General features: G+C 67.9%; 15 protein-coding genes and 3 pseudogenes. 7 read left to right on the top strand and 11 right to left on the bottom strand.

The window, feature by feature from the left end:
* Positions 1-440: 440 nt before the first annotated feature.
* Positions 441-1,639 (top strand): annotated as a pseudogene (locus NFU81_RS18935) (NF041680 family putative transposase); the annotation flags it as partial.
* 243 nt (positions 1,640-1,882) lie between these two features.
* Here the strand turns inward: NFU81_RS18935 and NFU81_RS41595 are convergent.
* Positions 1,883-2,071: pseudogene (locus NFU81_RS41595) on the bottom strand (winged helix-turn-helix transcriptional regulator); the annotation flags it as partial.
* A 124-nt stretch (positions 2,072-2,195) separates the two neighbouring features.
* On the opposite strand from NFU81_RS41595, the gene NFU81_RS18925 reads away from it, so the two are divergent.
* Positions 2,196-2,576 carry a tautomerase family protein gene (locus NFU81_RS18925; RefSeq protein WP_251491456.1) on the top strand — a complete coding sequence of 127 codons (381 nt, stop codon included), beginning with the start codon at positions 2,196-2,198 and terminating at the stop codon, positions 2,574-2,576.
* Between the two features lie 200 nt (positions 2,577-2,776).
* Here the strand turns inward: NFU81_RS18925 and NFU81_RS18920 are convergent, their stop codons facing one another.
* The gene (locus tag NFU81_RS18920; protein WP_251491454.1) at positions 2,777-4,795 is read right to left on the bottom strand and encodes a family 43 glycosylhydrolase; all 2,019 of its coding nucleotides are present in this window, start codon (positions 4,793-4,795) and stop codon (positions 2,777-2,779) included.
* Positions 4,796-5,469: 674 nt separating this feature from the next.
* Positions 5,470-6,294: pseudogene (locus NFU81_RS18910) on the bottom strand (transposase); the annotation flags it as partial.
* Between the two features lie 228 nt (positions 6,295-6,522).
* On the opposite strand from NFU81_RS18910, the gene NFU81_RS18905 reads away from it, so the two are divergent.
* Both NFU81_RS18905 and NFU81_RS18900 read left to right on the top strand, forming a co-directional pair.
* Positions 6,523-9,822 carry a LamG-like jellyroll fold domain-containing protein gene (locus NFU81_RS18905; protein WP_251491452.1) on the top strand — a complete coding sequence of 1,100 codons (3,300 nt, stop codon included), beginning with the start codon at positions 6,523-6,525 and terminating at the stop codon, positions 9,820-9,822.
* Between the two features lie 129 nt (positions 9,823-9,951).
* Positions 9,952-10,983: a LacI family DNA-binding transcriptional regulator gene (locus NFU81_RS18900; RefSeq protein ID WP_251491450.1), complete on the top strand. Its 1,032-nt coding sequence runs from the start codon at positions 9,952-9,954 to the stop codon at positions 10,981-10,983.
* Positions 10,984-11,060: 77 nt separating this feature from the next.
* Here the strand turns inward: NFU81_RS18900 and NFU81_RS18895 are convergent, their stop codons facing one another.
* The 8 genes from NFU81_RS18895 to NFU81_RS18860 all read right to left on the bottom strand — a co-directional run bounded on the left by NFU81_RS18895 (position 11,061) and on the right by NFU81_RS18860 (position 21,173).
* Positions 11,061-12,593 carry a glycoside hydrolase family 32 protein gene (locus tag NFU81_RS18895; protein ID WP_251491448.1) on the bottom strand — a complete coding sequence of 511 codons (1,533 nt, stop codon included), beginning with the start codon at positions 12,591-12,593 and terminating at the stop codon, positions 11,061-11,063.
* A gap of 67 nt (positions 12,594-12,660) precedes the next feature.
* The gene (locus tag NFU81_RS18890) at positions 12,661-13,557 is read right to left on the bottom strand and encodes a carbohydrate ABC transporter permease (protein ID WP_251491446.1); all 897 of its coding nucleotides are present in this window, start codon (positions 13,555-13,557) and stop codon (positions 12,661-12,663) included.
* Between the two features lies 1 nt (position 13,558).
* Positions 13,559-14,398, bottom strand: a complete 840-nt coding sequence (locus tag NFU81_RS18885) for a carbohydrate ABC transporter permease (RefSeq protein ID WP_251491444.1) — start codon at positions 14,396-14,398, stop codon at positions 13,559-13,561.
* A 180-nt stretch (positions 14,399-14,578) separates the two neighbouring features.
* Positions 14,579-15,883 carry an ABC transporter substrate-binding protein gene (locus NFU81_RS18880; protein WP_251491442.1) on the bottom strand — a complete coding sequence of 435 codons (1,305 nt, stop codon included), beginning with the start codon at positions 15,881-15,883 and terminating at the stop codon, positions 14,579-14,581.
* A gap of 164 nt (positions 15,884-16,047) precedes the next feature.
* Entirely contained in the window at positions 16,048-17,142 is a 1,095-nt protein-coding gene (locus tag NFU81_RS18875) for a LacI family DNA-binding transcriptional regulator (protein ID WP_251491440.1), read from the bottom strand.
* Positions 17,143-17,149: 7 nt separating this feature from the next.
* A complete protein-coding gene (locus NFU81_RS18870; protein ID WP_251491438.1) occupies positions 17,150-17,650 on the bottom strand; it encodes a hypothetical protein in 501 nt (166 codons plus the stop codon).
* Positions 17,651-17,835: 185 nt separating this feature from the next.
* A complete protein-coding gene (locus NFU81_RS18865; protein WP_422665230.1) occupies positions 17,836-19,902 on the bottom strand; it encodes a glycoside hydrolase family 32 protein in 2,067 nt (688 codons plus the stop codon).
* A gap of 305 nt (positions 19,903-20,207) precedes the next feature.
* Positions 20,208-21,173 (bottom strand): carbohydrate kinase family protein, encoded by a 966-nt coding sequence (locus NFU81_RS18860; RefSeq protein WP_251491436.1) that lies wholly within the window; start codon positions 21,171-21,173, stop codon positions 20,208-20,210.
* Positions 21,174-21,440: 267 nt separating this feature from the next.
* On the opposite strand from NFU81_RS18860, the gene NFU81_RS18855 reads away from it, so the two are divergent.
* From NFU81_RS18855 to NFU81_RS18845, 3 genes are all read left to right on the top strand, one after another.
* Complete coding sequence (locus NFU81_RS18855; RefSeq protein WP_251491434.1) at positions 21,441-22,475, top strand: sugar ABC transporter substrate-binding protein; 1,035 nt, start codon at positions 21,441-21,443, stop codon at positions 22,473-22,475.
* 118 nt (positions 22,476-22,593) lie between these two features.
* On the top strand, positions 22,594-23,592 hold the full coding sequence (locus NFU81_RS18850; protein ID WP_251491432.1) for an ABC transporter permease: 999 nt from the start codon (positions 22,594-22,596) through the stop codon (positions 23,590-23,592).
* On the top strand, positions 23,589-24,482 hold the full coding sequence (locus tag NFU81_RS18845) for an ATP-binding cassette domain-containing protein (protein WP_251491430.1): 894 nt from the start codon (positions 23,589-23,591) through the stop codon (positions 24,480-24,482). The genes NFU81_RS18850 and NFU81_RS18845 overlap by 4 nt, the downstream gene beginning before the upstream one ends.
* Positions 24,483-24,493: the final 11 nt, after the last annotated feature.

The raw sequence follows: 24,493 nt of genomic DNA, 5'->3' as shown, positions 1-24,493 counted from the left end.
TGGCGAGTTCGCCGTGGATGCGCCAGCAGGCGAAGGAAGGCGAAGGCGTTGGTCGCGGCGAGGTAGTTTTCGCAGGTCGGAGGCCGTTTCCGTAGACATGCGGGGGCGGCCTTTCCGGTTTCCTCGCCGTGTGTTGTCGCCTATTGCCGCACCGGCTGTGACTTTCCCCGCCGTGCTGTTCGGGCTTGACCTGCACGTTCGTGTTCCGCGTCGGTAATGGGAGCCTGCCGGGCGTGCGACGCCCTGAAGGGGACCGCTGCCGCGGCCCACAGCTGATGCGCGGCATAACCGTGCACCTGACCATGTGTCACATAGTCCTAGTAACCTGGGAACGGAGCCTGCAGGGCGGCTGACGAGTGGGGGTGGTCGAGTGACAGCAAGACGGCCGTTCTTCACGCTTCGAGGTGTTGAGCAACGTCGCGTGAAGGACGGCCGCTGTGATGAGTCTGGCTCCTGCAGGTCCCGCTGAGAGCGCACTGGACGTGCTGTCCCACTTTCGTGTCCAGTTCTACGACTGCCTCTACAAGCGTGCGGACGCGCTCTTGGAGCTGACCGATGCGGTGTTGTGCGCCGATGGCCAGGTGAAGGCCCTGGTCGAGTTGTCCCTCGCCGCGGAGCACCGGCGTGGGCACGGGGCGATGTACGACGCGGTCAACTACGGCTGGCTGGAACCACGCCGCCTGCGCAGGCTCCTTGCTGCGACACCTCTGCCGCGGGCGGGCCGACGGCGGATCGTTCTCGCCGTAGGTGTCAGTAACTGGCTGCGGCCAGATGCACCAACCAGCCCGGACCTGCTGTTCTGTCACGTCTACGGCCGCGGCCGCAGCGCCGACCAGCTGCGCTGGAAACAGGATGCACCTCGTGGACAGCCCTGCTGGACGCGGTCCGCCTGGGTCCGGCCGACGACGCCACCGCAGTGACAGCCGCCCAGCTTCGCGACGTCGTCACCCGCCTGATGCGAGCCGGCCAATGGAAGCCCGGTGACCCGGACATCCTCATCGTCATGGATGCCGGCTACGACGCCACCCGTCTTGCCTATGTCCTTGCTGATCTGCCCGTTGAGCTGGTCGGCCGCCTGCGCTCGGACCGCGTGATACTCCGCGACGCCGGTCCCCGCCGCTCCACCCCGCGTGGCGGGCAGCCCCGCAAGCACGGCGGCGTTCTCACCTTCGCCAAGCCCGACTCCTGGCACACCCCCGACCAGGCCACCGCCTGCGACACCACCCGCTACGGCAGGGCCGAGACCCTCGCGTGGGACCGGATGCATCCCCGACTCCAGGCCCGCGGCCCATGGCTCGACCACTGCGGTGAACTGCCCCTGCTCGACGGCACGTTGATCCGCCTCAAGGTCGAGCACCTGCCCGGCGACCGCGACCCGAAACCGGTCTGGTTGTGGTCCTCACGCACCGGCATGTCGGGCGCGGACATCGACCTGCGCTGGCAGGCGTTCCTCCGCAGATTCGACCTTGAACGCACCTTCCGCCTGTTCAAGCAGACACTTGGCTGGACCGTTCCGAAGGTCCGCGACCCACACACCGCCGACCTGTGGACCTGGCTCATCATCGCCGCCCACACCCAGCTCCGCCTCGCCCGCCCCCTCGCCGAAGACCTCCGGCGCCCATGGGAGCGACCAGCCGAACCCCCTTGGCACGCTAACGCAGCTGCACGTTCCGATGCTGATCGCCCGCCTTCTCCAAGGCGGCCTCGTAGGTGTGCAGGGCGGTGATGACTGTGGCGCGTTCGGCAGGATCGAGACCGCGCATGACGCATTCCCAGGCGGAGGCGCTGCCAGAAAGCCATGTGCGGCGTAGGCGGGGGCGACGGCGATGATGCGCCGGCGGCGGTCGTAGGGATCGGCAGTGCGTTGCAGGACGCCCGGCCGTGACAGCTCGCTGACCATGAGGCTGACAGTTGTCGGGGCCACCTCCAGTCGAGCGGCTAGCTCGTTGATGCTGGTGGGGCCGTCGTACTCCAGGTGGGCCAGGAGTGCGAGGTGTCGCGGCGCCCCGTCCAGACCCTGGAGTGCCGGAGGTATGGGGAGGCGCTTGGCGCGGCCCACGAGCCGTGGCATGAGCAGCAGCAGGGTGCGGACGGCCTCATTGACTGCTGGACCGTCCGATTCCGTGGACATCGGCGACCTCTTCCAGATACCTTTAAGAATAAATGCTTTGTGTTCAAAGGGAACGAGGTCCACTATGCCGCATCTGACCGTCCACCTTCCAGAGAGCAGGCTGACCGGGAAGGAATCCATGCTCGTCGCCGCACTGACCGACGCTGTCGTCGACGTCTATGGCGAATGGTCCCGCGACCTCGTAAGCGTCCGCCTGGCCGGCGTCCCCGCAGGTCGTTTCGCGCAGGGTGGCCACGCCGTGGACACGAATGCCTCGGTGATCTTGGGAGTACGCGCCGGCGTCTTCGACCGCCCTGACGCTGCCCGGATCACCGCGCGCCTCGGCACCGGGCTCACCGACGCGATCACGCGCGTCGTCGGCGATGACCTCCGCGCCGGCATCATGGTCGAACTCGTGGCGTCACCGCCAGAACGTACCTTCGTCGGCGGCGCCCTCGCTGTGTGACTCCCCACCTTGGCCACCTCACGACCCGGCTGTACTCAGGGTCAGCAGCGGTAGTAGGGGTGGCAAGGGCTCCACCCACGAAGACGGTAACGGGGGAGGGCTCGTTCGGCGCGGCATTGGCACGGCATGGCGCAGGAGCGGGCAGCCGCGCGCCTCCGCGCGGGTGCCCGCTCGTTCAACGGCGCACCCAGGGGGGTGAGTCAGGGCGTGGACAGGGTGAACTGGCCGACCTTGACGGAGCCTCCGAGTGTCTGGGTTGCGTAGTTGAAGAGGGCGAACCGATATCCCATGAAGAACTGCCAGCTGTTGTCCATCGTGAAGGCCGGCCCGAAGGCGGTGAAGTTGACGCCGTCGGTGCTGTAGGAGAAGTGTCCCTGCCTGCCGGAGCCTGGATGGATGTCGGCGTTGACGCGCAGCCAGACCTTCCCTCCGGACAGCGCTGTGCTCGCGACTTCCGTGCCGGTACTGGTGGTGTTCCAGCTGCCGTCCATGGTGATGTTGTTGGTCATCACCAGGCGGGCGGTGCCGGTGTCGCGCTTGACGCCGATCCAGGCCGAGGAGTTGCGCAGCAGCGCGAGTCCTGCACGGTCCCCGTCGTGCATGCCCGAGTAGTCCAGTGGAACCGTCGCGGTGGACGTGGGTCCCAGGATCCGGTGGGTCAGGGTGTTGCGTGCCGAGTACAGGTCGTTGGTGACCGTCGCGGTCTGCAGGGTCAGGCCGTTGTTCGCGGACCACTTGGTGTTGTCGGGGTTGTGGTTCCACTCCCACTCGGGTCCGAGAGCGGGCCCGGCAAAGGTGTCGGTGCCCGTGGGGGGTTTCACCTCACGCGGCGGAGCCGGCACGTTGGGGTACGGATAGGTGGCACCCCATCCGCCGTTGACGGTCTGGAGGACCGGCCATCCACTGGAGCTCCACTTGATGGGGGCCAGCACCGGGACGCGTCCCCCGGGGTAGGAGTCGACGAAGGCCATGTAGTACCAGTCGCCGTTCTGCGTCTGCACGATCCCGCCCTGGTGCGGAACGCCACCGCCGACGACGGGGGTGCCGACGTTGTTGAGCAGCGGTTGTTCGGTGTAGGGGCCGAAAGGCCCGTTGGTGGACTTCAGGACGTATTCGGCGTTGGCCGGGTGGTCGACGAGGATGTAGTAGTCCCCGCCCACCTTGTACATGCGGTTGCCTTCGGTCGTCCCGGTGCTGGACGGATCGGTGAACACCGCCTGGCTGCGGACCTGGCTCAGCCCGTCAGCTGACAGTTGGGCGACGTAGTGGGTGCCGCTGCCGTAGGCGACGTACATCGTGTCGTTGTCGTCGACGAGCATTCCGGCGTCGTAGTAGCAGTTGTTGATTACCGAACCCCGCGTCCAGGGGCCCTCGACCGAGGAGGCGGTGTACATGTACGTCTTGTTGAAGTCGATGCAGCCTCCCCAGTAGAACTTGCCGTTGCTCTTGCGGTAGTTCAGGAACGAGGCCCACACGCCGTTGACGTACGCGCGCCCGTTGCCGTTGAGGTTGTACTTCTCGCCGAAGTCGAGCGAGGGCACCGAGTGGCCGGCGAACTCCCAGTGGACCAGGTCGTAGGAGCGCAGGATCGGCGCACCGGGCGAGTAGTGCATCGTCGAGGCCGAGTAGTAGAAGGTGTCACCGACCCGCAGGACGTCGGCGTCGGCGAGGTCCTCCCAGAGCACGGGATTGCTGAAGGTCGACGGTTGGCTCGTCGGCGGCGTGGTGGGGGGCGTCGTGGGAGGTGTGGTCGGCGGCGTCGTGGGGGGCGTCGTCGGCGGCGTGGTGGTGACGGCGCCGGTGCACGTCGTCCCGTTGAGGGCGAATGCGGTGGGAACCGGGTTGCCAGCGGTGTAGGCGCCGTTGAAACCGAAACTGGTGGATCCGCCGGTGCCCAGGCTGCCGTTGTAGGAAGCGTTGGTCACGGTGACCTGGGTGCTGCTCTGAGTGTAGGAGCCGCTCCACAGCTGGGTGATGCTCTGGCCGGTGGCGAAGGACCACGTCAGCTGCCAGCTGGTGATCGGTTCACCGAGGTTGATAACGCTCACATTCGCGCCGAAGCCACCCGGCCACGTGTTCGTGATGCTGTAGTCGACCTGGCAGCCGCTCGCGGCCTGGGCGGACGTCGCCACGAACGAGACTCCCACGGCGGCCAGCGCCGTGGAGACCAGGCCGATCAGCCATGTTCTGACGTGCAGTCTTCTGCGTTTGCGTTCCACGAGTTTCTCCCTGAGTGTACTCAACGTGAGGGAGCGTTTGTTAGCGCTCACACACGCAGATGGGGGGATGCAGGGATGTACGGGGCCGCGCAGAGGGCATCCCTGTGCGGCACTGGGGATTCAGCCTGGCACGCGTCACGGAAGCCCCGCAAGGGGTCGACCGGCCGCGCAGGGCCGGCGGTTCATGCAGTGGCCGACGCGGTCGGCAGTGGGCGAGCGAGGCGCTGCGACCGGCACGCGGTCGGCGGGATCCGGCGCTGCACCGACCCGGAACGCCACCGCTTCTTGGGCGCCGAAGTGCATCGATCCCGCTCCAAAGTGATCCGGTCTGACCTGGCGTCAATTCCCCACCTCCCAGGCCCACGGCGTCATCGCCGCCGACTTCCTGCACCTCGACACCGTCACCCTCAAAGGCCTGTACGCACCTGGTCTTCATCGAGCACGGCACCAGGCGCCTCCACCTCGCCGGCGTCACCGCCCAGCCCACCGCCGAGTGGCCACGCAACAGGCTAGCCTCGAAGTTTCGTGACGGTCCGCCGACGGAGTCGGTGGACCGTTTTCGTGCTGTGGGCTGAGGTTGTGCAGGCCGAAGACCCGAGTGTCGTCTCGGGGTGGCGCCGGGTTCCACTGTTCCGGGTGTTGGGTTGCTGTCGTGGGGACGGGGGATCTGCTGGTCAGCCGGGGTTGGGCAGGTGGGTGAGCCGGTCGAGGGCTGCGGTGATGTGAGGGGTCCAGGGCCAGTGCCGGGCGAGGCGGAGGATTCGTCGGCGGCCGGTGGTCACGAGTTCTCCGGCCGTGGTGAACAGGCGGAGTCGCAGGCGGCGGGGCTCCCAGAGTCTGGCCGTGCCGGTCAGGGCGAGCATTGGCGTCCAGGCCAGCAGGTCCAGCGCGATCTGCGTTATCTCCAGCCAGATCCGGTTCTGGGCTGTGCGATGCAGGGGCAGGTTGCGCAGGCCGGTGGCCCGGGCGGCGCGGATCCGGTCCTCGGCCCGGGCTCGCAGCCGGTGACGGAGTTCCAGTTCGGCGATCGGCGAGTCCGGGGTGTTGGTCGCGAAGCACGTGATCCGCATGCCGTCCGCATCGGTGGTCCTCAGTTGGGCGCCAGGATGGGGTCGTTCCTTCCGGACGATCAGTCCCATGCCCGTGGGCCAGGTGTGCAGGACGTTGCCGGTGAGTTCGGCGACCCAGGCCCCGTCCCGGGTATCACCGTTGGTCTCGACGGCCGGGGTCCAGGCCGAAGCGGGAACCTTGAGCACGTGTTCGTGGATCGCTTCGGTGACCGTCATGCCGACCGAGTAGGACAGCCATCGTCCTCGCCGCGCGAGCCAGGACACGAAGTCGTGGGTGCCGCTCGCGGAGTCGGTGCGGATCAGGGTCTGGCGCCCGCGCCGGTACTTCTTCGGTAGTTGGGCCAGGGCGAGTTGGGCGGTGGCGATGTGGTCGGCCGCGGTTGATCCCAGACGTCGATCCGCAGGTCGCGGGATCGTGGCTGCCGCGGGCCGCCTCAGCGGTGGACTTGCCGTGACTGCTAATACGTACCTTCGCCTGGGGCCACAGCCCCACTCAATGTAACGAATAAGCAAAGAGCGCTGTGTGATGCCTTGTATTAGCAGCGTGCACGCCCCCAGCATCAGCGTCCATGGAGATTCGATTTAGCAAGCCTGTCATGCTGAGGGAACCTCATGCGTAGACACTCCGCTGCGTCTGGACGACGCGTCCTCGTTCGCATGCTGCTCGCACTGCTGCTGTGTCTGCCGCTCGGCTCCGTGCTGACCGCTCCGTCGGCGAGTGCAGCAGCAATCGACATCGTCAACCCGGGTTTTGAGACGGGTGACCTCAGTGGCTGGACCCCCTCGGGTACTGCGTTCCAGGCCGGCTCAGTAAGTTCCGACCCGGGCTGGGGCTGGGGCTGCTGCTTCAACCAGCAGGGCACGTACCACCTGTGGGGCTTCAAGGCCGGTGGTGACGCGGCCGTGGGGATGTTGACCTCGGATGCGTTCACCCTGTCCGGTACGGGGATGGTCAGTGCCCTGGTGTCAGGGGGCAACGATCCCGATCACGAGTACGTTGCGCTGACGCTCGCGGACGGCACCGTGCTCCAGAAGGCCACCGGCCTGAACGACGAGGCATACCGGAGGGTGACATGGGACGTCCGGGACCGGGTCGGCCAGCAGTTGCGGATCAAGGTGGTGGATCAGGCCACGGGCGGCTGGGGCCACATCAACCTCGACGACGTCCGCGTCGGCCTCGACGCGGCAGCATCGACGACCCTGGCCAACCCGGACTTCGAGACGGGTGACCTGACGGGATGGACTCCCTCGGGTACCGCGTTCCAGGCCGCGGCCGTCACATCCGACACCGGCTGGGGCTGGGGCTGCTGCTTCAACCAGCAGGGCACGTACCACCTGTGGGGCTTCAAGGCCGGTGGTGACGCGGCCGTGGGGACGTTGACCTCGAACGCCTTTACCCTGTCGGGAACGGGAATGGTCAGCGCACTGGTATCGGGCGGCCAGGACCTGAACAACCTGTACGTCGCCCTGACGCTCGCGGACGGCACGGTGCTCCAGAAGGCCACCGGCCTGAACGGCGAGGCATATCGGCGGGTGACGTGGGACGTCCGGGACCGGGTCGGCCAGCAGTTGCGGATCAAGGTGGTGGATCAGGCCACGGGCGACTTCGGCCACATCAACCTCGACGACGTCCGTGTGGGCTTGGACCAGCCGAAGGATCCGAACGGCGGCCCGGTCGCCTACTGGAACTTCGACGAAGGCAAGGGAGCGGCCACGACCGAGCGGATCAGCCATCAGGCCGACCCGATCAGCTACGTCTTCAACAACGCCGTCTACAAGCCGAACAGCGACCCGCTGTGGCAGCCCGCCGACGCGGGCAAGGGCGTCCTGTCCAAAGCGCTGCTGTTCGACGGCTATTCCACATGGGTGACCCGCAGCGCCGCCCAGGTGCCGGCGGTCTCAGACGGCCTCACCCTGGACGCGTGGGTCGCGCCGCGTGCCTTCGAGTGGGGTGACGCCGGCAAGGTCTCGGCGATCGTCAACCAGCAGGACGCCGGGGCCAACCGCGGCTTCTCCCTGGGGGTGGGACGGCATGGCGTGTGGAAGCTGGGGGTCGGCACCGGCGACGCCTGGCGCGAGGTGACTGTGCCGCAGTCTGCCGCACTCACCGCCGGCTCCTGGGCGCATGTGGTGGCGACGTTCGACTCCGCGCACGGGCTGATGCGGCTGTACCTCAACGGCGCCCAGGTGGCCGAGACGGCCGTTCCGGTCGGCGCCCTGATCCAGCCCGCGTCGGTGCCGCTGCTGATCGGGCGGCACAACCAGCCCGAGATCATCAATGGCACCTTCGCCGTGAACATGTTCAGTGGTCTGATCGACGAGGTGAAGGTATACGACCGGCCGCTGGACGCCACGCAGGTCGCTCAGGAGCACAGCCAGGACCTGGCCACCTTCGTCGGCGGAAAGATCCCGACGGCCGACATGACGGAGGACCGGTCGAAGTACGCCGGGGACAAATACCGTCCCGGCTACCACTTCACCCCGCCCAACGCGTGGATGAACGAACCGCACGCCCCGATCTTCATCAACGGGCAGTACCACCTCTTCTACCAGCACAACGTGCACGGCCCCTACTGGCACAACATCAGCTGGGGACACGCCGTGAGCAAGGACCTCGTGCACTGGCGCGACCTGCCCGTGGCGTTGGCGCCCACCGCCGACAGCGTTGCTCCCGACGGCGTATGGTCCGGTGGCGCCACCACCGACGCCAACGGCAACCCGGTCCTGTTCTTCACCGCAGGCAACGACTCGCAGCACCCCAACCAGGCCGTCGGCACCGCCCGGCCGGTCGACCCCACGGACCCCGACCTCGAACAGTGGAAGATGGATCCCCAGCTGGTCACCCAGCAGGATCCCAACGCGAACGTAGGCACTGGACGCAAGGTGCGCGTCGGCGAGTTCCGCGACCCGTACGTGTGGAAGGAGGGCAGCGTCTGGTACGAACTGGTGGGCTCCGGAGTGCAGACCACCGGCGGCGCCGATGTCGGCGGCACGGCCTTGATGTACTCCTCGACAGACCTGACACACTGGACATACGTCGGCCCCCTGATGACCGGCGACGTCAACGCCTACCCCAAGTCGGGCCAGGTGTGGGAGCTGCCCGTCTTCCTGCCCATCGGCAAGGACGCCCAGGGGCGGCAGCGCAACGTGCTGCTCGTCAACCCGGCCTTCCCCAACGGGAGCCCGTACAGCAGCAAGAACACCCTGTACTGGGTCGGTACCTGGGACCATGCGACGCACACGTGGACGCCGGACAGCGCGGCGCCGCGGATGTTCGACTACGGGGAGCACTTCACCGGACCCAGCGGGACGGTGGACGCCAAGGGGCGGTCCCTGGTGTTCAGCATCGCCCAGGACCGGCGCACCGAACAGGCTCACTACGACGCCGGCTGGGCACACAACGCCGGGCTCCCGGTGCAGCTGAGCATGCTTCCTGACGGCGACCTGGGAATCAAGCCGGTCGACGAGCTCACCAGCCTGCACGCCGGATCTCCGCTGGTCGACGTCACCGGCCCCCTGAGCATTGCCGACGTCAACACGAACCTGGCCTCGGTGAAGGGGGACATGCTGCACATCCGGCTGACCATGGAGCCGGGAACCGCTCAGAACTTCGGCCTCGACGTACTGCGCAGCCCGGCAGGTGAGGAACGCACCCGCCTCTTCTACGACAATTCCGGCGGCGGCACGTTCGGCGTGGACCGGACCAAGACAGGGAACAACTCCGACGTCGACAGCAATCTCGGCGTGCAGAGCGGACCGCTGGCCCTCGACGGCGGCAAGGTGTCCCTGGACGTCTTCCTGGATCGTTCGATGGTTGAGGCGTACGCCGACTCGTTCAAGTCGATCACCACGCGCGCCTACGATTTCCGCGACGACTCGTTGGGCCTGCAACTCTTCGGCGACGGGGCGAAGGTGGACTCGATGACCGTCTGGCGGATGAACAGCATGACCAGCTGACCACGACCCACCCGGGCACCGCGCCGAGTCCATCGGCGCGGTGCCCCTCGGGCGTGGCAAGCACGGCAAGGTCCCAGCATCATGCCGGCTGCCCGAACAGTGACGGGTAGCAGGACAGAAAGGTGAACGATGACCGGTCGACGGGTGACCATGAGCGATGTCGCTCGCAGCGCGGGTGTCTCGCAGACGACGGCGTCCGTGGTGCTCTCCGGCCGCACCGACTTGCGGATTTCCGAAGCTGCCAGCGCCAGGGTGCACGAGGCGGCGAAGACGCTGGGCTACCGGCCCAATGTGACTGCCCGTAGCCTGCGCACCAAAACCACGCAGACCATCGGCCTCGTCTCGGACGCTCTGACCACCACGCCCTTCGCGGGCGAGGCGATACGGGGCGCCCTGGAGGCCGCCGCGGCCCGGGACCACCTGCTGTTCATCACGGAGACAGGCGGCACGGACAGCTCGGAGTCCACTCTGGTCAACGCTCTTCTGGACCGCCAGGTCGACGCGGTAATTCTGGCCTCGATGTACACCCGCTACGTCACACCGCCCAAAGAACTGCACGGTCACCGCGTGGTGCTGCTGAACTGCCTGGCCCCCGGATTCGGGGCACCCTGCGTGGTCCCCGACGAGGTGGAGGCCGGCCGCAACGCCGGTCGGATGCTCACGGAGCACGGTCACCGCAGCGGCATCTGGGCCATCGGCGGGCACAAGGCCGTGCCCGCCACGCCGGAGGGGAACTTCGCCGGCAACGAACGGATGCGGGGGCTGCAGGAGGTACTGCGCGCAGCACGCACCGGACTCGACGGTGTTGTGGAGTGCGAATGGAACGCCGAGGACGGTTACCGGGAAACGCGGCGACTTCTGCAAGACGGCTCACCGCCCCGGGCGCTGGTGTGCTCCACCGACAGACTGTCTTTCGGCGCTTACCAGGCGCTGGCCGAGGCAGGCCTGTCCGTACCGGACGACGTCACCGTGGTCTCCTTCGACGACCAGGACATCGCTTCGTGGCTTCGGCCGGCACTGACCACGCTGGCGCTGCCTCACTATCAGATGGGACACCTCGCGGTCGAGACCGTCCTGTCGGGCAAGCCGCTCGAACCAAGAGTCCACAGGGTGGCGATGCCGGTGCGCCAGCGTGGTTCGGTGGGACCGCCGCGGCCGTAGGAGGACAGGCGGACAAGAGGTCGGCCCGAACGCGTGTGGCGCGTTCGGGCCGACCTCATGGGTGCCGTGTGCCTGTCTCAGGAGGTGGTGGAGCTCTCCTCAAGAGGCCGCAGGTCGGCCGCGATCGTGCTTCCGGTACGGGCGCCGGAGCTGTCCGGATTCCCCTGTGAGACCTGCGGCCCCAGCTCCCACGCGTCGACTGTGTAGTGCCCGTTGCCAAGGAACTGCAGCCGCCAGGGGGGCTCGGCAGTGGGGTACCAGCGTACGGTCATCGCCTGACCGGTCGGCAGGAAGACCTCCACGATCGACGCATCCACCACGACCCGCATCTCCACGGCGCCGTCCGTGCCAGCCGCGCCGTCCAGGGGCATGGTGTAGCGGCCCCGGCGTGCCCGGGGGTCCCGGGAGCCGCGGTTGCGGTCCACGGCGAGGTGGCGTGCGGTGATGTCGACCGTGATGTCGAGGTACTCCGTCCCGTCGTCCGCGGTGGTGAGACGCAAGCGCGCCGTATCCCCGGCTTCCGGCCGCAGCCGGGCGGTGAGGTCGAAGGTCCGGCCGACGCTGCCGAGGCCGGTGGCGTCGGTTGTCGCCGAGCGCCCGGTGGCACGAACGAGCTGCGACCGGCGCTGGAGCAGCAGTTCCCGCGCCGGCTGCTGGTGAACCCGGCCGTCGTTGCTCAGGGAAATCTCGCGGGGCAGGGTCAGGACCCCGGCCCACCCGGCCTGCGCTGTCCACTCGGAGTCGCGGGCTTCCCACGACCAGCCCCACAGCAGCCATCGGCCTCCTCCCTCGACTTCAGGGTCGGAAGGACCCGCGGGAGCGTGCAGCAGGGCCGGCGCGTAGAAGTCCGGTCCGTGGTCGAGCAGGTGGTGCGCGGCCGGCTGGAAGGTGCCCTCGTGTTCGGATCCCACATAGGCGCGGACGCTGCTGGGACCGTCTGCCGCGTCCCACAGGCTGACGATGAGCGCTCCGCGGTCGCCGAAGGTGGCGTACTGGGGGCACTCCCAGCCGGTCCACCCGCCCGTTCCAGGGAGGTGACCGTCGTCGGCGGCGAAGAAGGGGCCGAGATAGCGCCACGATTCGAGATCGGGCGACTCGTAGAGAAGGGCAGCGCCTCGGTCGCCAGTGAGGCCGGCGCCGACAAGCATGCGCCACCCGCCGTCGTGCCGCCAGACGTAGGGATCGCGGTACATCGTCGTGCCGGGAGGCGGATCGGGGATGAGCAGGCCGGGCCGCTTGGCCCAGGTGAGTCCGCCGTCGCGGGACTCGGCTGCGGCGATCGGCTGGTGCCAGCGGTCCTTGCGGTAGGCGGAGTAGAAGGCGATGAGGCGGCCTTTGTGGGAGACCGCGTTGCCGGAGAAGCATCCGTCAGCGTCCTCGCCGCCGGGCGTCGGGGTGAGGGCGACCGGAAGGGACTGCCAGGAGACGAGGTCGGTGCTGCGCATGTGCCCCCAGTGAACGCCGGAGTGCTCGGGGCCGTGCGGGTTGTACTGGTGGAAGACGTGGTAGTGCCCGTCGTGGAAGCACAGGCCGTTGGGGTCGTTGATCCAGTTTTTCGGCGGTCTCGGATGGACCGCCGGCAGATGGGGATCGCGGGCAGTGGGGGACAAGGGTGTCCTTCGTTCGACTGGGCCGCGCCCGAACCGTGGGGCGCGGTGTGACGACAGGGGCGGGCGGTCAGCCCTTGACGCCACTGGAGGCGATGCTGTTGATGAAGGCGCGCTGGAAGGCGAGGAACAGCGCGAGCACCGGGACGGTGATCATGGTGGAGTAGGCCATGATCTGGCCCCATGAGACGTTGAGCTGGAAGAAGTACTGGATGCCGATCATGACGGGCCGCAGGTGCTCGTCCTGGACCACCATCAGGGGCCACAGGTAGGAGTTCCACATGGGCAGGAACGTCAAAATGGCGACGGTCGCGACCGCGGGGCCGGACAGCGGCATGATGATGCGCCGGTACACACCGAACCACGAGGCTCCGTCCATGAGCGCCGCCTCGTCCAGCTCCTTGGGGATGCTCTGGAAGTACTGGTGGAACAGGAAGACCGAGAACGCGTTGGCGACGAAGGGCAGGATCTGCACCCGGTAGGTGTCCAGCCACCCTTCGGTGATCACCAGGTGGGAGCCGTCGAACTGTAGCCAGGGGAGCTTGTTGACCCACCACACCATCGGCAGGGCGAACGTCTCGAACGGCACGATCAGGGTGGCGATGATCAGTGTGAGCAGCAGCCTGCGCCCGGGCCAGCGCATCCGGGACAGCGCGAAGGCGGCCATGCTGTTCACCACGATGCCCAGCGCGACGGTGACGGCCGAGATGACGATCGAGTTCATCAGGAATCGCATCGCCGGAACCCGGTCGAAGACACCCCGGTAATTGGCCAGTGACACGTGGCCCACGGGCAGGAACGCCCGGATGCTTCCGAGGTCTTTGAATATCTGCTGGTCGGGCTTGAAGGACGAGATCAGCATGAACACGATCGGGAAGGCGAAGAACAGCGCGAGAACGATGCGCAGGAGCACGCCCGGGACGCGCCGGAGTCCGGTGCCGCGGGTCGGGTTCGATGCGGTGGCCATGTCAGTCCTTCTCCCGGGTGAGGAAGCGCTGGATGAGGGAGACGGCCAGCACGATGACGAAGAACACCAGCGAGATCGCGGACGCGTATGCCGTCTGCTGCTGGTCGTATCCGGTGTGCACCGCCTGGTAGACCACGGTGCTGGTGGAGTCGACCGGGCCGCCCTGCGTCATGACGTTCACCTGGGTGAACAGGCGGAACGCGTCGATCGTGATGGTGATCAGGACAAAGGCCCTGGTGGGCCGCAGCCCGGGCCAGGTCACGCTGCGGAAGCGGGCCCAGCGGTCGGCGCCGTCGATGGCGGCGGCCTCGTGCAGCTCGACGGGTATGGTCTGCAGCCCGGACAACCAGATCACCATGTGGAAGCCGACGCCCTGCCATACGGACATGAAGATGATGGCCGGCAGTGAGGTGCGGGGGTTGTTCAGCCAGTCGGGCCCGGTCACCAGACCGAAGGTGAAGGAATGGATGAGGTGGTTGACCAGTCCGGTCTTCTGGTAGAGGAACAGCCAGACCAGGGACACCACCACCATGGAGGTGACCACGGGCACGAAGTAGACGGTGCGGAAGAAGGTGGTGCCCCTGACCTTCGTGTTCACCAGAAGGGCCAGAGCCAGGCCGAAGCCGGCCTGAACCGGTACGACCACGGCGGCGAATACCAGGGTGTTCCTCAGTGAGCGGGCGAAGACCGGGTCATGGAAGAGCAGGCGGAAGTTCTCGAGGCCCACGAAGTGGGCGGGAGTGGGGGAGACGAGGCGCGCGCTGGTGAAGGCGAGGCCGAAGGCCAGCGCGACGGGAACGACGAGGAAGCACAGCAGCAGGACGACTGCGGGGCTGACCATGCCGAACGCGGTCAGCCGCTCCCGGCGGCGTTGGACGCCTCCGGGGGTGCCGCGTGGGCGGGGTCTTGCACTGACGGTGGTGGACACAGGGGGACTCCGGGCAGATCAGGACTCGGGCGGGGAACGGGGGTCAGGACGGATGTCCTGACGGCCGTCCCCCGCCGGTAGGTGTGTGGTAGGTCAGCCGGCGTAGTAGCGGTTGGTCTTCAGGTTCGAGTTGATCTGCTGGACGGCCTGGTCCAGGGACTTCTGGACGTCAGCACCGGCAAGGATGTCCTTGGCGGTCTTCTCGAAGACCGAGGAGATGAAGGGATAGGCCGGAGTGACCGGGCGCACGACCGCGAACTTCCGGGCCTCCTGGGAGAAGACGTCGTACGGTCCGCCGGGCTGGTAGCCGGGAATCTGTGCCGCGGCGTCTGCGGTGGCCGGAATCGTGCCGGCCGCCTTGGCGAAGTCGACGAAGTACTTCGTCTGCCGCGAGAACTTCAGATAGGCCTGGGCGCCAGCCTTGTTGCTGCATGTCGCGCTCATGCCCCACTGCCATGAGGCGCCGCCGATCTTCGGTCCCTTCCCGAAGTCGACGGGCGGCAGGACGGCCAGGTCACTTCCGAGTTTCGCGCTGTTGGTGGCCGCGTCCCAGCTGCCGTCCCACTCGATGGCGGACTTGCCGTTGAGGAAGTCGTTGTTGGGGCTGGCCCCGCTCTTCTGCGCCATGTAGCCGTTGGTCACCAGGGAACGGAACCAGGTCCCCCAGGCCACGGCCGCCGGGCCGTTCATGGCCTTGTCGGCGGTCTTGTACTGCGACCGGTCGACCAGGTCTCCGCCGAAGCTCTGCAGCTGGGGCGAGTAGGCGTACGGCCACCACTCGCCTGCGCCGCCGGTGCCCATCTCCAGCGGGTAGGTGAACTTCCCGCCGGCCTTGAGCTTGGCCAGGGCGGCGTCGAACTCGTCCTTGGTCCAGGGCTTGCCGATGGTGGGGATGCGGATGCTGTTGGCCTGGAGCACGGACTTGCGGGCGAACATCGTCAGCGCGACGTCGTAGTACCCGAAGGTGTAGGTCTTGCCCTGGTAGGTGCCGACCGTACTTGGCAGCTGATCGGACAGCGGGACCTGGCTGCCTGACAGGTCCACCGGCGCCAGGTAACCGCCCCACGCCCAGTTCGGCACGTTCGGCCCGTCGCTGTCCAGGATGCACGGCAACTTCTTGGCCGATGCCGCTGCCACCACCGAGTCGTTGTACGACTGCTGAGGGAACGCCTGGATCTTCACCTTGTACGTGCTCTGGCCGGCGTTGAAGTCCTTGACGATCTGCTGGACCACCTTGTACTCGCCCGCGTTGCCTGCGTTGTGGGTCCACAAGGTGATGGTGTTGCCGTCGGCGCCCGACCCCTGGCCGCTGCTCGTGGCCCCGCAGGCCGTGAGCAGGGCTGTCGCGGTGACCGCGGCTAGACTGGCTGCCGCGAGGCGTCTGGTGTTCGATCTCATGGTTCCTCCGTCTACAGGGCGAGTCCTTGCGGATGCCTCGCCGGACGGCCGGTGTCAACGGCCGCCTGTTGGTGGTGCTTCGCCGTCCCGGGTCAGATCCGGGACGGCGGGGCGCGTCGGGTGCCGACAGTCCGCCCGTATCTGTGCTGCGTTGCTGTTCCGCGTCACGTCCGGGGCCGGGCAACCGAGTCCCGGGAGATCAGCGGGCAGTGCAGGACTTCGTGGACAGCCGCGCCGAGGGGTTCGGCCCTATCGATCACCTGCTGGAGGTGGAAGATGGCCCTGGCCCCCATCTCGTAGTGGGGGAGGGCGACCGTGGTCAGCGCGGGAAAGAGGTTTTCGCTGATCAGCTCCTGGTTGTCGAAGCCGATCACCGAGAGGTCGGCCGGAATGGCGAGCCCTGCTTCAGATGCCGCCCGGTAGGCACCCATCGCCATGCGATCGTTGAAGCAGAACAACGCGGTCGGAGGGTCGTCCAACCCGAGCAGCGTCCGCGAGCCCCGGTACCCACCTGCTGCGACGGAGTCCTCGGTGACCACCAGGGAAGGGTCGAAATCGATACCCGCCTCCGCCAGTTCACCCCGGTAGCCAGCGAGGCGACCCCGCGAGGCCGGAATGTCGTCGATGTTGTTGACGAACCCGATCCTGCGGTGGCCGTGTGCGAGCAGCTCACGGGTCGCGGTCCGCCCCCCCTGCTCCTCGTCGGGAACTACCGAGGGGACGGCGGGATCGTCGCTGCGGGCATCGAGCAGGACGGTGGGAACAGAGGCCAGTCGCTGTGGCACCTCCACCACCCGGTGGTACATCGACGCGTACAGCACGCCGTCGACCTGGTGACGCAGCAGCAGCGCGATCTCCTTGTCCTCCAGGTCGCGGTCGTTCCCGGTGTTCAGCATCAGCAGCATCAGGCCGTTTTGTGCGGCGGCTTCCTGAGCGCCGCGGATGATCTGCCCGGCGTGCGGAGTGGTGGCGATCTCGTCGCTGACGAACCCCACCGTGTTCGAGCGTCTCAGGCGCAGCCCGCGGGCCAGGTCGTTGGGCTGGTATCCCAGGTGCTCGGCGACCTCAAGCACCAGCCGCCGGGTCTCGGCGTTGATGCGTTTGCCCTGCACGTTGTTGAGGATGTGGGAGACCGTGGTGACCGAGACACCTGCCTCGGCGGCCACATCCTTGAGTCCGACTCGCTTCATAAGACCCTGCCAAAACGTTTGGGCAATCCGGTTTGCGACGACAATGGGGCACGGCGAAGGCCGTGTCAACGACTCGTTACGGACCTGTGTCCCAGGACGCGAGACCGGCGGAGGGGAGCCGATCCACCGCACCGCCCGGAGTGCCGCCTGGATGCGAAGGCAGGCCGGCGGATGGGTGCGTAAGCCGCACCTGCCGATCATGGGTGCGAGCAGGCTCCGCCGATGGTGCAGCGGCGGCCCCCAGGTGCCGTGGAAGCTCGGTGATCTCGCAGCCCTGCGCGGTGAACCGGTCCACCGCCGGCCGTGCAGCCCCGTCGTCGAGAGCGAAGACCCACGGACCCGGGATCAGGATGACACCGCTGCACCCAGCGGCCCCCGCGACCTCGAGGTTGGCGCGGCGCGGCGCCGCCTGGTGGGACGAAATCCCGTTGTCGATGAAGGCGTTGGGCCAGGACAGTCCCAGATCGAGGGCGTACCTGTCCAGGATCCGGTGCAAGCTCATCACGGCCCAGCCGTCGCGCGGATAACAGCGCAGGTAGACCGCGGTGGCATGCGCTGACTCGGTCTGCCGCTCCATGATCATCCTCCTGGGTGCGCTCCGCGGACTGCTGCGGCCGGGGCGAGGGTTGCGACGGAATGAACATCGTCGACTACATTCCGATTGCCCAAACGTTTTGGCTACCGTTTTCGACGGTGGTGCATGACGACGCCCATGTCAAGAGCTGGTTACGTGCTCGTTTTGTGCTCCCCGGCGGAAGGCTTCTACCGCCAGGCGGACCTGAGCCTCTGGGCACGTAGTGAGTCCAGGTGTGCCGTGCCGCCTTCGGCGTAGGCGGAGACGCCGTTGCTGGAGGGGTCGGGGAAGATCTGGTCGGTCAGGACGACGCGGCCGTCGTCGGCGTACACCTCCACCGAGGAGGTGTCGACGACGATGCGCAGGTCCAGGCGTCCCTTGCTGTCCAGCGTCAGGGGGGCGCGCTGCACACCGGCGAAGGCGGGGCTGAGAGAGGACGCCCCGGAGCGGGTGCGGTCGACGTAGATCTCCTGCGTGGCGGTGTCGTAGCCGATGCGGGTCTCCTGGCCGGCCCCGGTGTGCACCTTGATGCCGAAGTCCTTCGCGGTTCCGGCCCGCAGGGTCGCGGTGATGTCGAGCAGGCTGCCGTTCGCGGCCAAGGGCACGTCGGTGCCGTCGGGCAGGACGGTGGTGGCCGTCCGCGTGATTCCGGTGCGCAGGATGTTCAGTTCCTGGACGGGCTGCTGGACGAGCTGCGGCTTGCCGTGGACGGTGCGCAGGGCGAGTTCGCGGGGGAAGGTGTCGGCGCTGCGCCAGGGAGAGGTGGGAATGTCCTGGCCGTACTGCCAGCTGTTCATCCACCCGATGACGACGCGCCTGCCGCGTGGCTCGTCGTTCACTGAGGTCGCTGCGTAGAAGTCGGCACCGTAGTCCATCCAGTGCGCTCGCTGCACCGAACCGAGCGCGGGGGCGTCGGCGAGCACGAACTGGTCGGCGTTGATGTGTCCCCAGCCACTGGTGTTGTCGTCGACGATCTGGATCTGCGCCTTCTGGCCCGCGAGATCGGCCACGTTCCAGTGGGTCCAGTCCAGGGCCTCGCCGTCCTGCCCGGTGGTGGTCCTGACCACCTTGCCGTTCACGACAAGGTTGACGGCGGTGGGGTCGGGCTGGGAGATGGGGTGGTTGCCGCCGCCGATGAGGAAGTTCAGATACGGCTTGTCGATGGTGAATTCCGGCGACGTCAGGGAACCCGTGCTGGCGTCGAAGTCGATGAAGCTGTTGGCCAGGCCGCTTCCCTGGTAGCCGGTGACGAGCTGCTGACCGGGCAGGGTGCCGGCGGCCGGTGCGCTGCCGAAGGCTGTGCCGGTGGTGGTCCACGACCGGTACGTGCCATCCTCGAAGTCGGCGATCACTTCGCCTGCCGGCGGGGTGTAGGTGCTCGAATCGTCCGGCGTGAATGTCTTCCCGTCGAAGTCGCCGACGAAGTACTGAGCGGCGGATGCGCCCTGCGGGCCGCCGGGGTTGATGTTCACCACCAGCACCCACTTCACGCGCGAGGGATCGCCGTCGACTGCGAGGGGGAAGAGGTCGGGGCACTCCCAGGCGCCGCCGGTGGCGCCAGCCGGCCCGAACTCGCTGAGCTCGGTCCAGTGCTTCAGGTCGGGGGAGGAGTAGAAGCGCACCTTGTGCTCGGCGGACAGTGCGACGGCCATCGTCCAGCTGCGTGTCTTGGCGTTCCAGAAGACCTTGGGGTCACGGAAGTCGCGCGAGCCGATGTCGATGACGGGATTGCCCGCGTACTTCTTCCAGGTCGTGCCGCCGTCCGTGGAATACGCCAGGGCCTGTGCCTGCACACTGTCGGACTTGTGGAGGCTGGTGTAGACCGCGACGAGCGGGGGATTGCCGTGGGTGCCGAGACCGCTGCTGTTGGTCTTGTCGAAGACGACGGCACCGGAGAAGACCATCTCGGTGTCGTCCTGGGGGATGGCCAGCGGCTGTTGAGTCCAGTGCACCAGGTCGGGGCTGGTGGCATGGCCCCAGGACATGTTGCCCCAGGTGTTGCCGGACGGGTTGTACTGGAAGAACAGGTGGTAGCGACCCTTGTACCAGATCGGGCCGTTGGGGTCGTTCATCCAGTTCTGGGCGGGCGAGAAGTGGAACTGCGGGCGGTAGGTCTCGGAATACGGCCGAGGCGTCTCGGTGGCTCCCGCCCCCGCGGCCGGCGTGAGCACTGCGACGCAGGCGGCGACGGACGCGGTGGCGAGGGAGCGCACGACCAGTCGGCGTGCCCTCGGCGAGGTTCTCTTGTCTTGCACGGTTGTTGTTGCTCCTCGAAGTCGGATTTTCTGGCGTACGTGCCCGCCTGCGCCGGATGGGACGTGCGTGAGAGGGACGCGACGGCCGCCGGCATGAATGGTCGGGCAGACGCGGCGGCGGGAGTCGCCCCTGAACAGGGATGACGACGGCACTCGGGGTGTCAACGATGACATTTCGCAGAAAAGTCATCGTTGACACCGGTCGCCGAGGATGATTGTCCGCCGCTGTCCCCCGCGTCAATGGCCTGGACGGATCCGGTGGCCGGGACCTGCCCGCCCGTCGAGTGCGGCATCCGCCGTGGCGGTCAAGGCGTGGCGGTCCCGGCAGAGGTGTTGAGCTGGTCGGCCCAGGGCGGGTTGGGTCCGGGAACGGTGCAGGTCAGGGCGGCGACGCGGGCGCCGAGAGTGGCCGCGGCCACGGCGTCGGCGAGGGTGAGCCGGTCCAGACGTCCGCCGAGGAGGCCGGCGCTGCCCAGATGGTGGAGGAGCCCGCCGGTGAACGAGTCGCCCGCAGCGACGGTGTCCACCACCCGCACGCGGACGCCCGGGACGGCGGCGCGTTCCCCGTCGAGTGAGACCAGGGCTCCCCGCGCGCCGAGGGTGACGACGACCAGGCGTACCCCGGCCGCGTGCCACTCGTCGCAGATCTGCTCCGGCGTCACCCCGGGCCGCAGCGTCCGCAGGTCCTCCTCGCTGATGCGCAGGAGGTCGGCCAGCGCGCACCAGCGGGCCAGGCGTTCCCGGTAGACGGCCGGCGGGACGAGCCGGGGGCGGACGTTGGGGTCGAGTGACACGGTGGCCCCGGTCGCCGCACGGGCCAGGAACTCCTCGACGGCCGCGGCGCCCGGGGCTCGTACCAGCGTGAGCGACCCCCCGTGAACGCATGAAGTGCCGCGGAGGTCCACGGCAGCGAGTTCGGCTGCGGTCCACTGCCAGTCCGCCGTGCCCTCGGCGTGGAAGGTCCAGCCCGCGGAGCCGTGCTCGTCCAGTTCGGCAACGGCCAGGGTGCTGGGTTCCGCGGCTCGGGGGCAGTCGTCCAGGTCGACGCCGGAGCCGGTCAGCTGCGCGCGGAACAGCCGGCCGAAGGTGTCGTCCGACAGCCGGCCGACGAAGCGCACCGGGGTGCCGAGGCGGCCCAGGGCGACGGCGGTGTTGGCCGGTCCGCCGCCGGGAAGCACGCGCAGCGCGAGTTCGCCCGGCGCCGCGAGCCCGCCGGCGGGAAAGGCGTCGGCGACGCACTCGCCGATGACGGTGACCTGGGGTCCCTGCATCGATGTGTCTCTTTTCGTGAGGTAGGCGGCGCGGTCCTGCGACGGCGGTGAGTGGCATCAGGCGCAGGCTCGTGCCGTGGTTGCGAGGCTGCCGCCGACGGGACGGTGACGGCGGTGTTGCCGACTTGTTATGGCTGGGGGGCATTGACGTTTCGCTGGTGGGGAGCCCATCATCCTCTGCATGTCGATGTCAACGATGACAGTGTCAACGTTGACATAACGCGAGCGACCACGGGCGCCGCGCTTTCGCAACCCCAAGGAGCTGAGATGTCTCGTACCACCCGCGTCGCCGCCATGACCGCGCTGAGAGCCGCCGCCGGGCTGACCGTCGCGGCGCTCGCACTGAGCGCCTGCGGTTCGGGGTCCAAGGGATCGTCGTCGGACGCCGGGTCAGGCTCGGGCGGGAAGGTCAAGGTCGGCCTGATCACCAAGACCGACACCAACCCGTTCTTCGTGAAGATGAAGGACGGGGCGCAGAAGGCCGCCAAGGCCGACGGCGTCGATCTGATGACGGCCGCGGGGAAGTTCGACGGGGACAACGCGAGTCAGATCACCGCGATCGAGAACATGGTGGCGGCCGGCGTCAAGGGCATCCTGATCACTCCGAGCGACTCCAAGGCGATCCTGCCGGCGATCGCCAAGGCCCGGGCCAAGGGCGTTGTGGTGATCGCACTGGATAGCCCCACGGATCCGCAGAGCGGCACGGACGCGCTGTTCGCCACCGACAACACCAAGGCCGGTGAGCTGATCGGCGCATACGCCAAGGCGGCGATGGCGGGGAAGCAGGCGAAGATCGCCACGCTGGACCTGGCGCCGGGCGTCGCGGTCGGGCAGCAGCGGCACGACGGCTTCCTCAAGGGATTCGGTGTCAGCGACGGCGACCCGTCGATCGTCTGTTCCCAGGACACCGGTGGCGACCAGGCCAAGGGCCAGACCGCGATGGAGAACTGCCTGCAGAAGGCACCCGACCTCAACGTCGTCTACACCATCAACGAGCCTGCGGCGCTCGGCGCGTACACCGCGCTGAAAGCCAAGGGGCGCGAGAAGGACGTCCTGATCGTCTCCGTGGACGGCGGCTGCACCGGCACCCAGGCGGTCAAGGACGGCAAGATCGCCGCCACCTCACAGCAGTACCCGCTGAAGATGGCCGAGGAGGGCATCAAGGCGGTGGCCGACTACGCCAAGAGCGGCACCAAGCCGTCCGGCTACCACGACACCGGCGTCACCCTGATCACGGACAAGGCGCAGACCGGTGTCGACGCCAAGGACACCGCGTACGGCCTGGCCAACTGCTGGGGATGACAGGCGTCGCGGCAGGCCCCGTGACCGGCGGCCCGCACGCGACACGAACCGGCGGCCCGGCCCGCGATGCCCTGACCCGGTCCGGGCCGCCTCCGACTCTCACACCGCAAGGACCTCCATGACCACCGCAGCTCCTCCCTACGCCTCCGTGAAGGAGCCGACCCGGCTGCGCCGGCTGACCGCCGCGCCCACCGCGGGACCACTCGCAGCTCTCGTGCTGGCGTGCGCCTTCTTCTCCCTGACGACCGACCAGTTCCTCTCCGGCGGCAACTTCTCGCTGATCATCCAGCAGGTCATGGTCGTCGGCGCGCTCGCCATCGGCCAGACCCTGATCATCCTGACCGCGGGCATCGACCTGTCCTGTGGCGCCGTCATGGCGTTCGGCTCCATCATGATCGCCAAGTCCGCCGCGGAAGGCAGTGTTCCGCCCCTGGTGGCCATCGTGATGGGGCTGGGCGTCTGCGCCGGGTTCGGGCTGGTCAACGGTCTGCTGGTGCGCCTGGTCCCGCTGCCGCCGTTCATCGTCACGCTGGGCATGCTCAACATCGCCTTCGCCCTGACCCACATCTACTCCGACGAGCAGACTGTCACAGACCTGCCGAGGTCCCTCACCTGGCTGGGGGAGACCTTCCCGCTGGGCCGCACCGACGTCACTTACGGCTCAGTGCTGACCATCGCCCTCTTCCTCGCCTTCGCCTACGCGCTGAGCAGCACCTCCTGGGGGCGGCATGTCTACGCGCTGGGCAACAGCCCGGAGGCCGCCCGGCTCAACGGGGTACGCACCTCCCGGCTGACCATCGGCGTCTACGCGGTGGCCGGCCTGGTCTACGGGATCGCCGCCCTGCTGCTGGTCTCGCGTACCGGCGTGGGGGACCCCCAGGCCGGGCAGACCGAAAACCTCGACAGCATCACCGCCGTCGTCCTCGGCGGCACCAGCCTCTTCGGCGGCCGCGGCACCGTGATGGGCTCGCTGATCGGGGCGCTGATCGTCGGAGTGTTCCGCAACGGCCTGCAGTTGATGGGTGTGGCTTCCATATACCAGACGCTGATCACCGGCGTTCTCGTCATCCTCGCCGTGACCGTCGACCAGATCTCCCGGAAGAGGGTCCGCCGATGAGCGAGCCGAACCGCACGACGACGAGCACCCCGAAGGACACCGCGACCAGCGGTGCGGATGCGGAGTCAGTCACTCCCATCCTCCAGGCCCGCGGCCTGGTCAAGCGCTACGGCCACGTCACCGCGATCGACGGTGCCGACTTCGACCTGATGCCCGGCGAGGTGCTCGCCGTCATCGGCGACAACGGCGCCGGAAAGTCCAGCCTGATCAAGGCCCTCACCGGCGCCCTCGTCCCGGACCGCGGCGAGATCCGGCTGAACGGCGAGGCCATCCGCTTCAGCGGACCCCAGCAGGCCAGAGAGCACGGCATCGAGACCGTCTACCAGGACCTGGCAGTCGCCGCGTCCATGGACATCGCCTCCAACATGTTCCTCGGCCGCGAACTGCGCCGGACCGGCCCGCTCGGCAGCGTGCTGCGCATGCTGGACAAGAAGCGGATGCGCGAGGAGGCCGCCGCCCACATGGCGGAGCTGAAGATCGGCCTGCGCTCGCTGACCCAGACCGTCGACACGCTTTCCGGCGGACAGCGCCAGGCGGTTGCCGTGGCCCGTGCGGTCGCCTGGGCTCGCAGCGTCGTGGTCATGGACGAACCCACCGCAGCCCTGGGCGTCAAGGAGTCCGGCCAGGTCCTCGACCTGATCCGGCAGGTGCGGGACAGAGGCCTGCCTGTGATCCTCATCAGCCACAACATGCCCCATGTCTTCGAGATCGCCGACCGTATCCACGTCCACCGGATGGGGAAGCGGGAAGCGCTCATCAAGCCGTCAGACTATTCGATGGCCGAGGTCGTGGCGATCATGACCGGGGCGCTGACGGTGGGAAGCGACGGCGGGAAGGCGACCGTCGCCGACGCGGAGGCGGCCAGAGCTGCCGGGCTTCCCACGACGTGACCTATAAGATG

Source organism: Actinacidiphila cocklensis (assembly GCF_907177275.1).
In the GTDB taxonomy this organism is placed as follows: domain Bacteria; phylum Actinomycetota; class Actinomycetes; order Streptomycetales; family Streptomycetaceae; genus Actinacidiphila; species Actinacidiphila cocklensis.
The sequence above is the reverse complement of the archived record's forward strand: the minus strand, read 5'-3'. Positions and strand labels throughout refer to the sequence as shown.

Excerpts from the sequence above, each read along its gene's own strand:
- NFU81_RS18925 (WP_251491456.1), top strand. The coding sequence starts at position 2,196 with ATGCCGCATCTGACCGTCCACCTTCCAGAGAGCAGGCTGACCGGGAAG.
- NFU81_RS18905 (WP_251491452.1), top strand. The coding sequence starts at position 6,523 with ATGCTGCTCGCACTGCTGCTGTGTCTGCCGCTCGGCTCCGTGCTGACC.
- NFU81_RS18900 (WP_251491450.1), top strand. The coding sequence starts at position 9,952 with ATGACCGGTCGACGGGTGACCATGAGCGATGTCGCTCGCAGCGCGGGT.
- NFU81_RS18890 (WP_251491446.1), bottom strand. The coding sequence starts at position 13,557 with ATGGCCACCGCATCGAACCCGACCCGCGGCACCGGACTCCGGCGCGTC.
- NFU81_RS18885 (WP_251491444.1), bottom strand. The coding sequence starts at position 14,398 with ATGGTCAGCCCCGCAGTCGTCCTGCTGCTGTGCTTCCTCGTCGTTCCC.
- NFU81_RS18880 (WP_251491442.1), bottom strand. The coding sequence starts at position 15,883 with ATGAGATCGAACACCAGACGCCTCGCGGCAGCCAGTCTAGCCGCGGTC.
- NFU81_RS18870 (WP_251491438.1), bottom strand. The coding sequence starts at position 17,650 with ATGGAGCGGCAGACCGAGTCAGCGCATGCCACCGCGGTCTACCTGCGC.
- NFU81_RS18860 (WP_251491436.1), bottom strand. The coding sequence starts at position 21,173 with ATGCAGGGACCCCAGGTCACCGTCATCGGCGAGTGCGTCGCCGACGCC.
- NFU81_RS18855 (WP_251491434.1), top strand. The coding sequence starts at position 21,441 with ATGTCTCGTACCACCCGCGTCGCCGCCATGACCGCGCTGAGAGCCGCC.
- NFU81_RS18850 (WP_251491432.1), top strand. The coding sequence starts at position 22,594 with ATGACCACCGCAGCTCCTCCCTACGCCTCCGTGAAGGAGCCGACCCGG.
- NFU81_RS18845 (WP_251491430.1), top strand. The coding sequence starts at position 23,589 with ATGAGCGAGCCGAACCGCACGACGACGAGCACCCCGAAGGACACCGCG.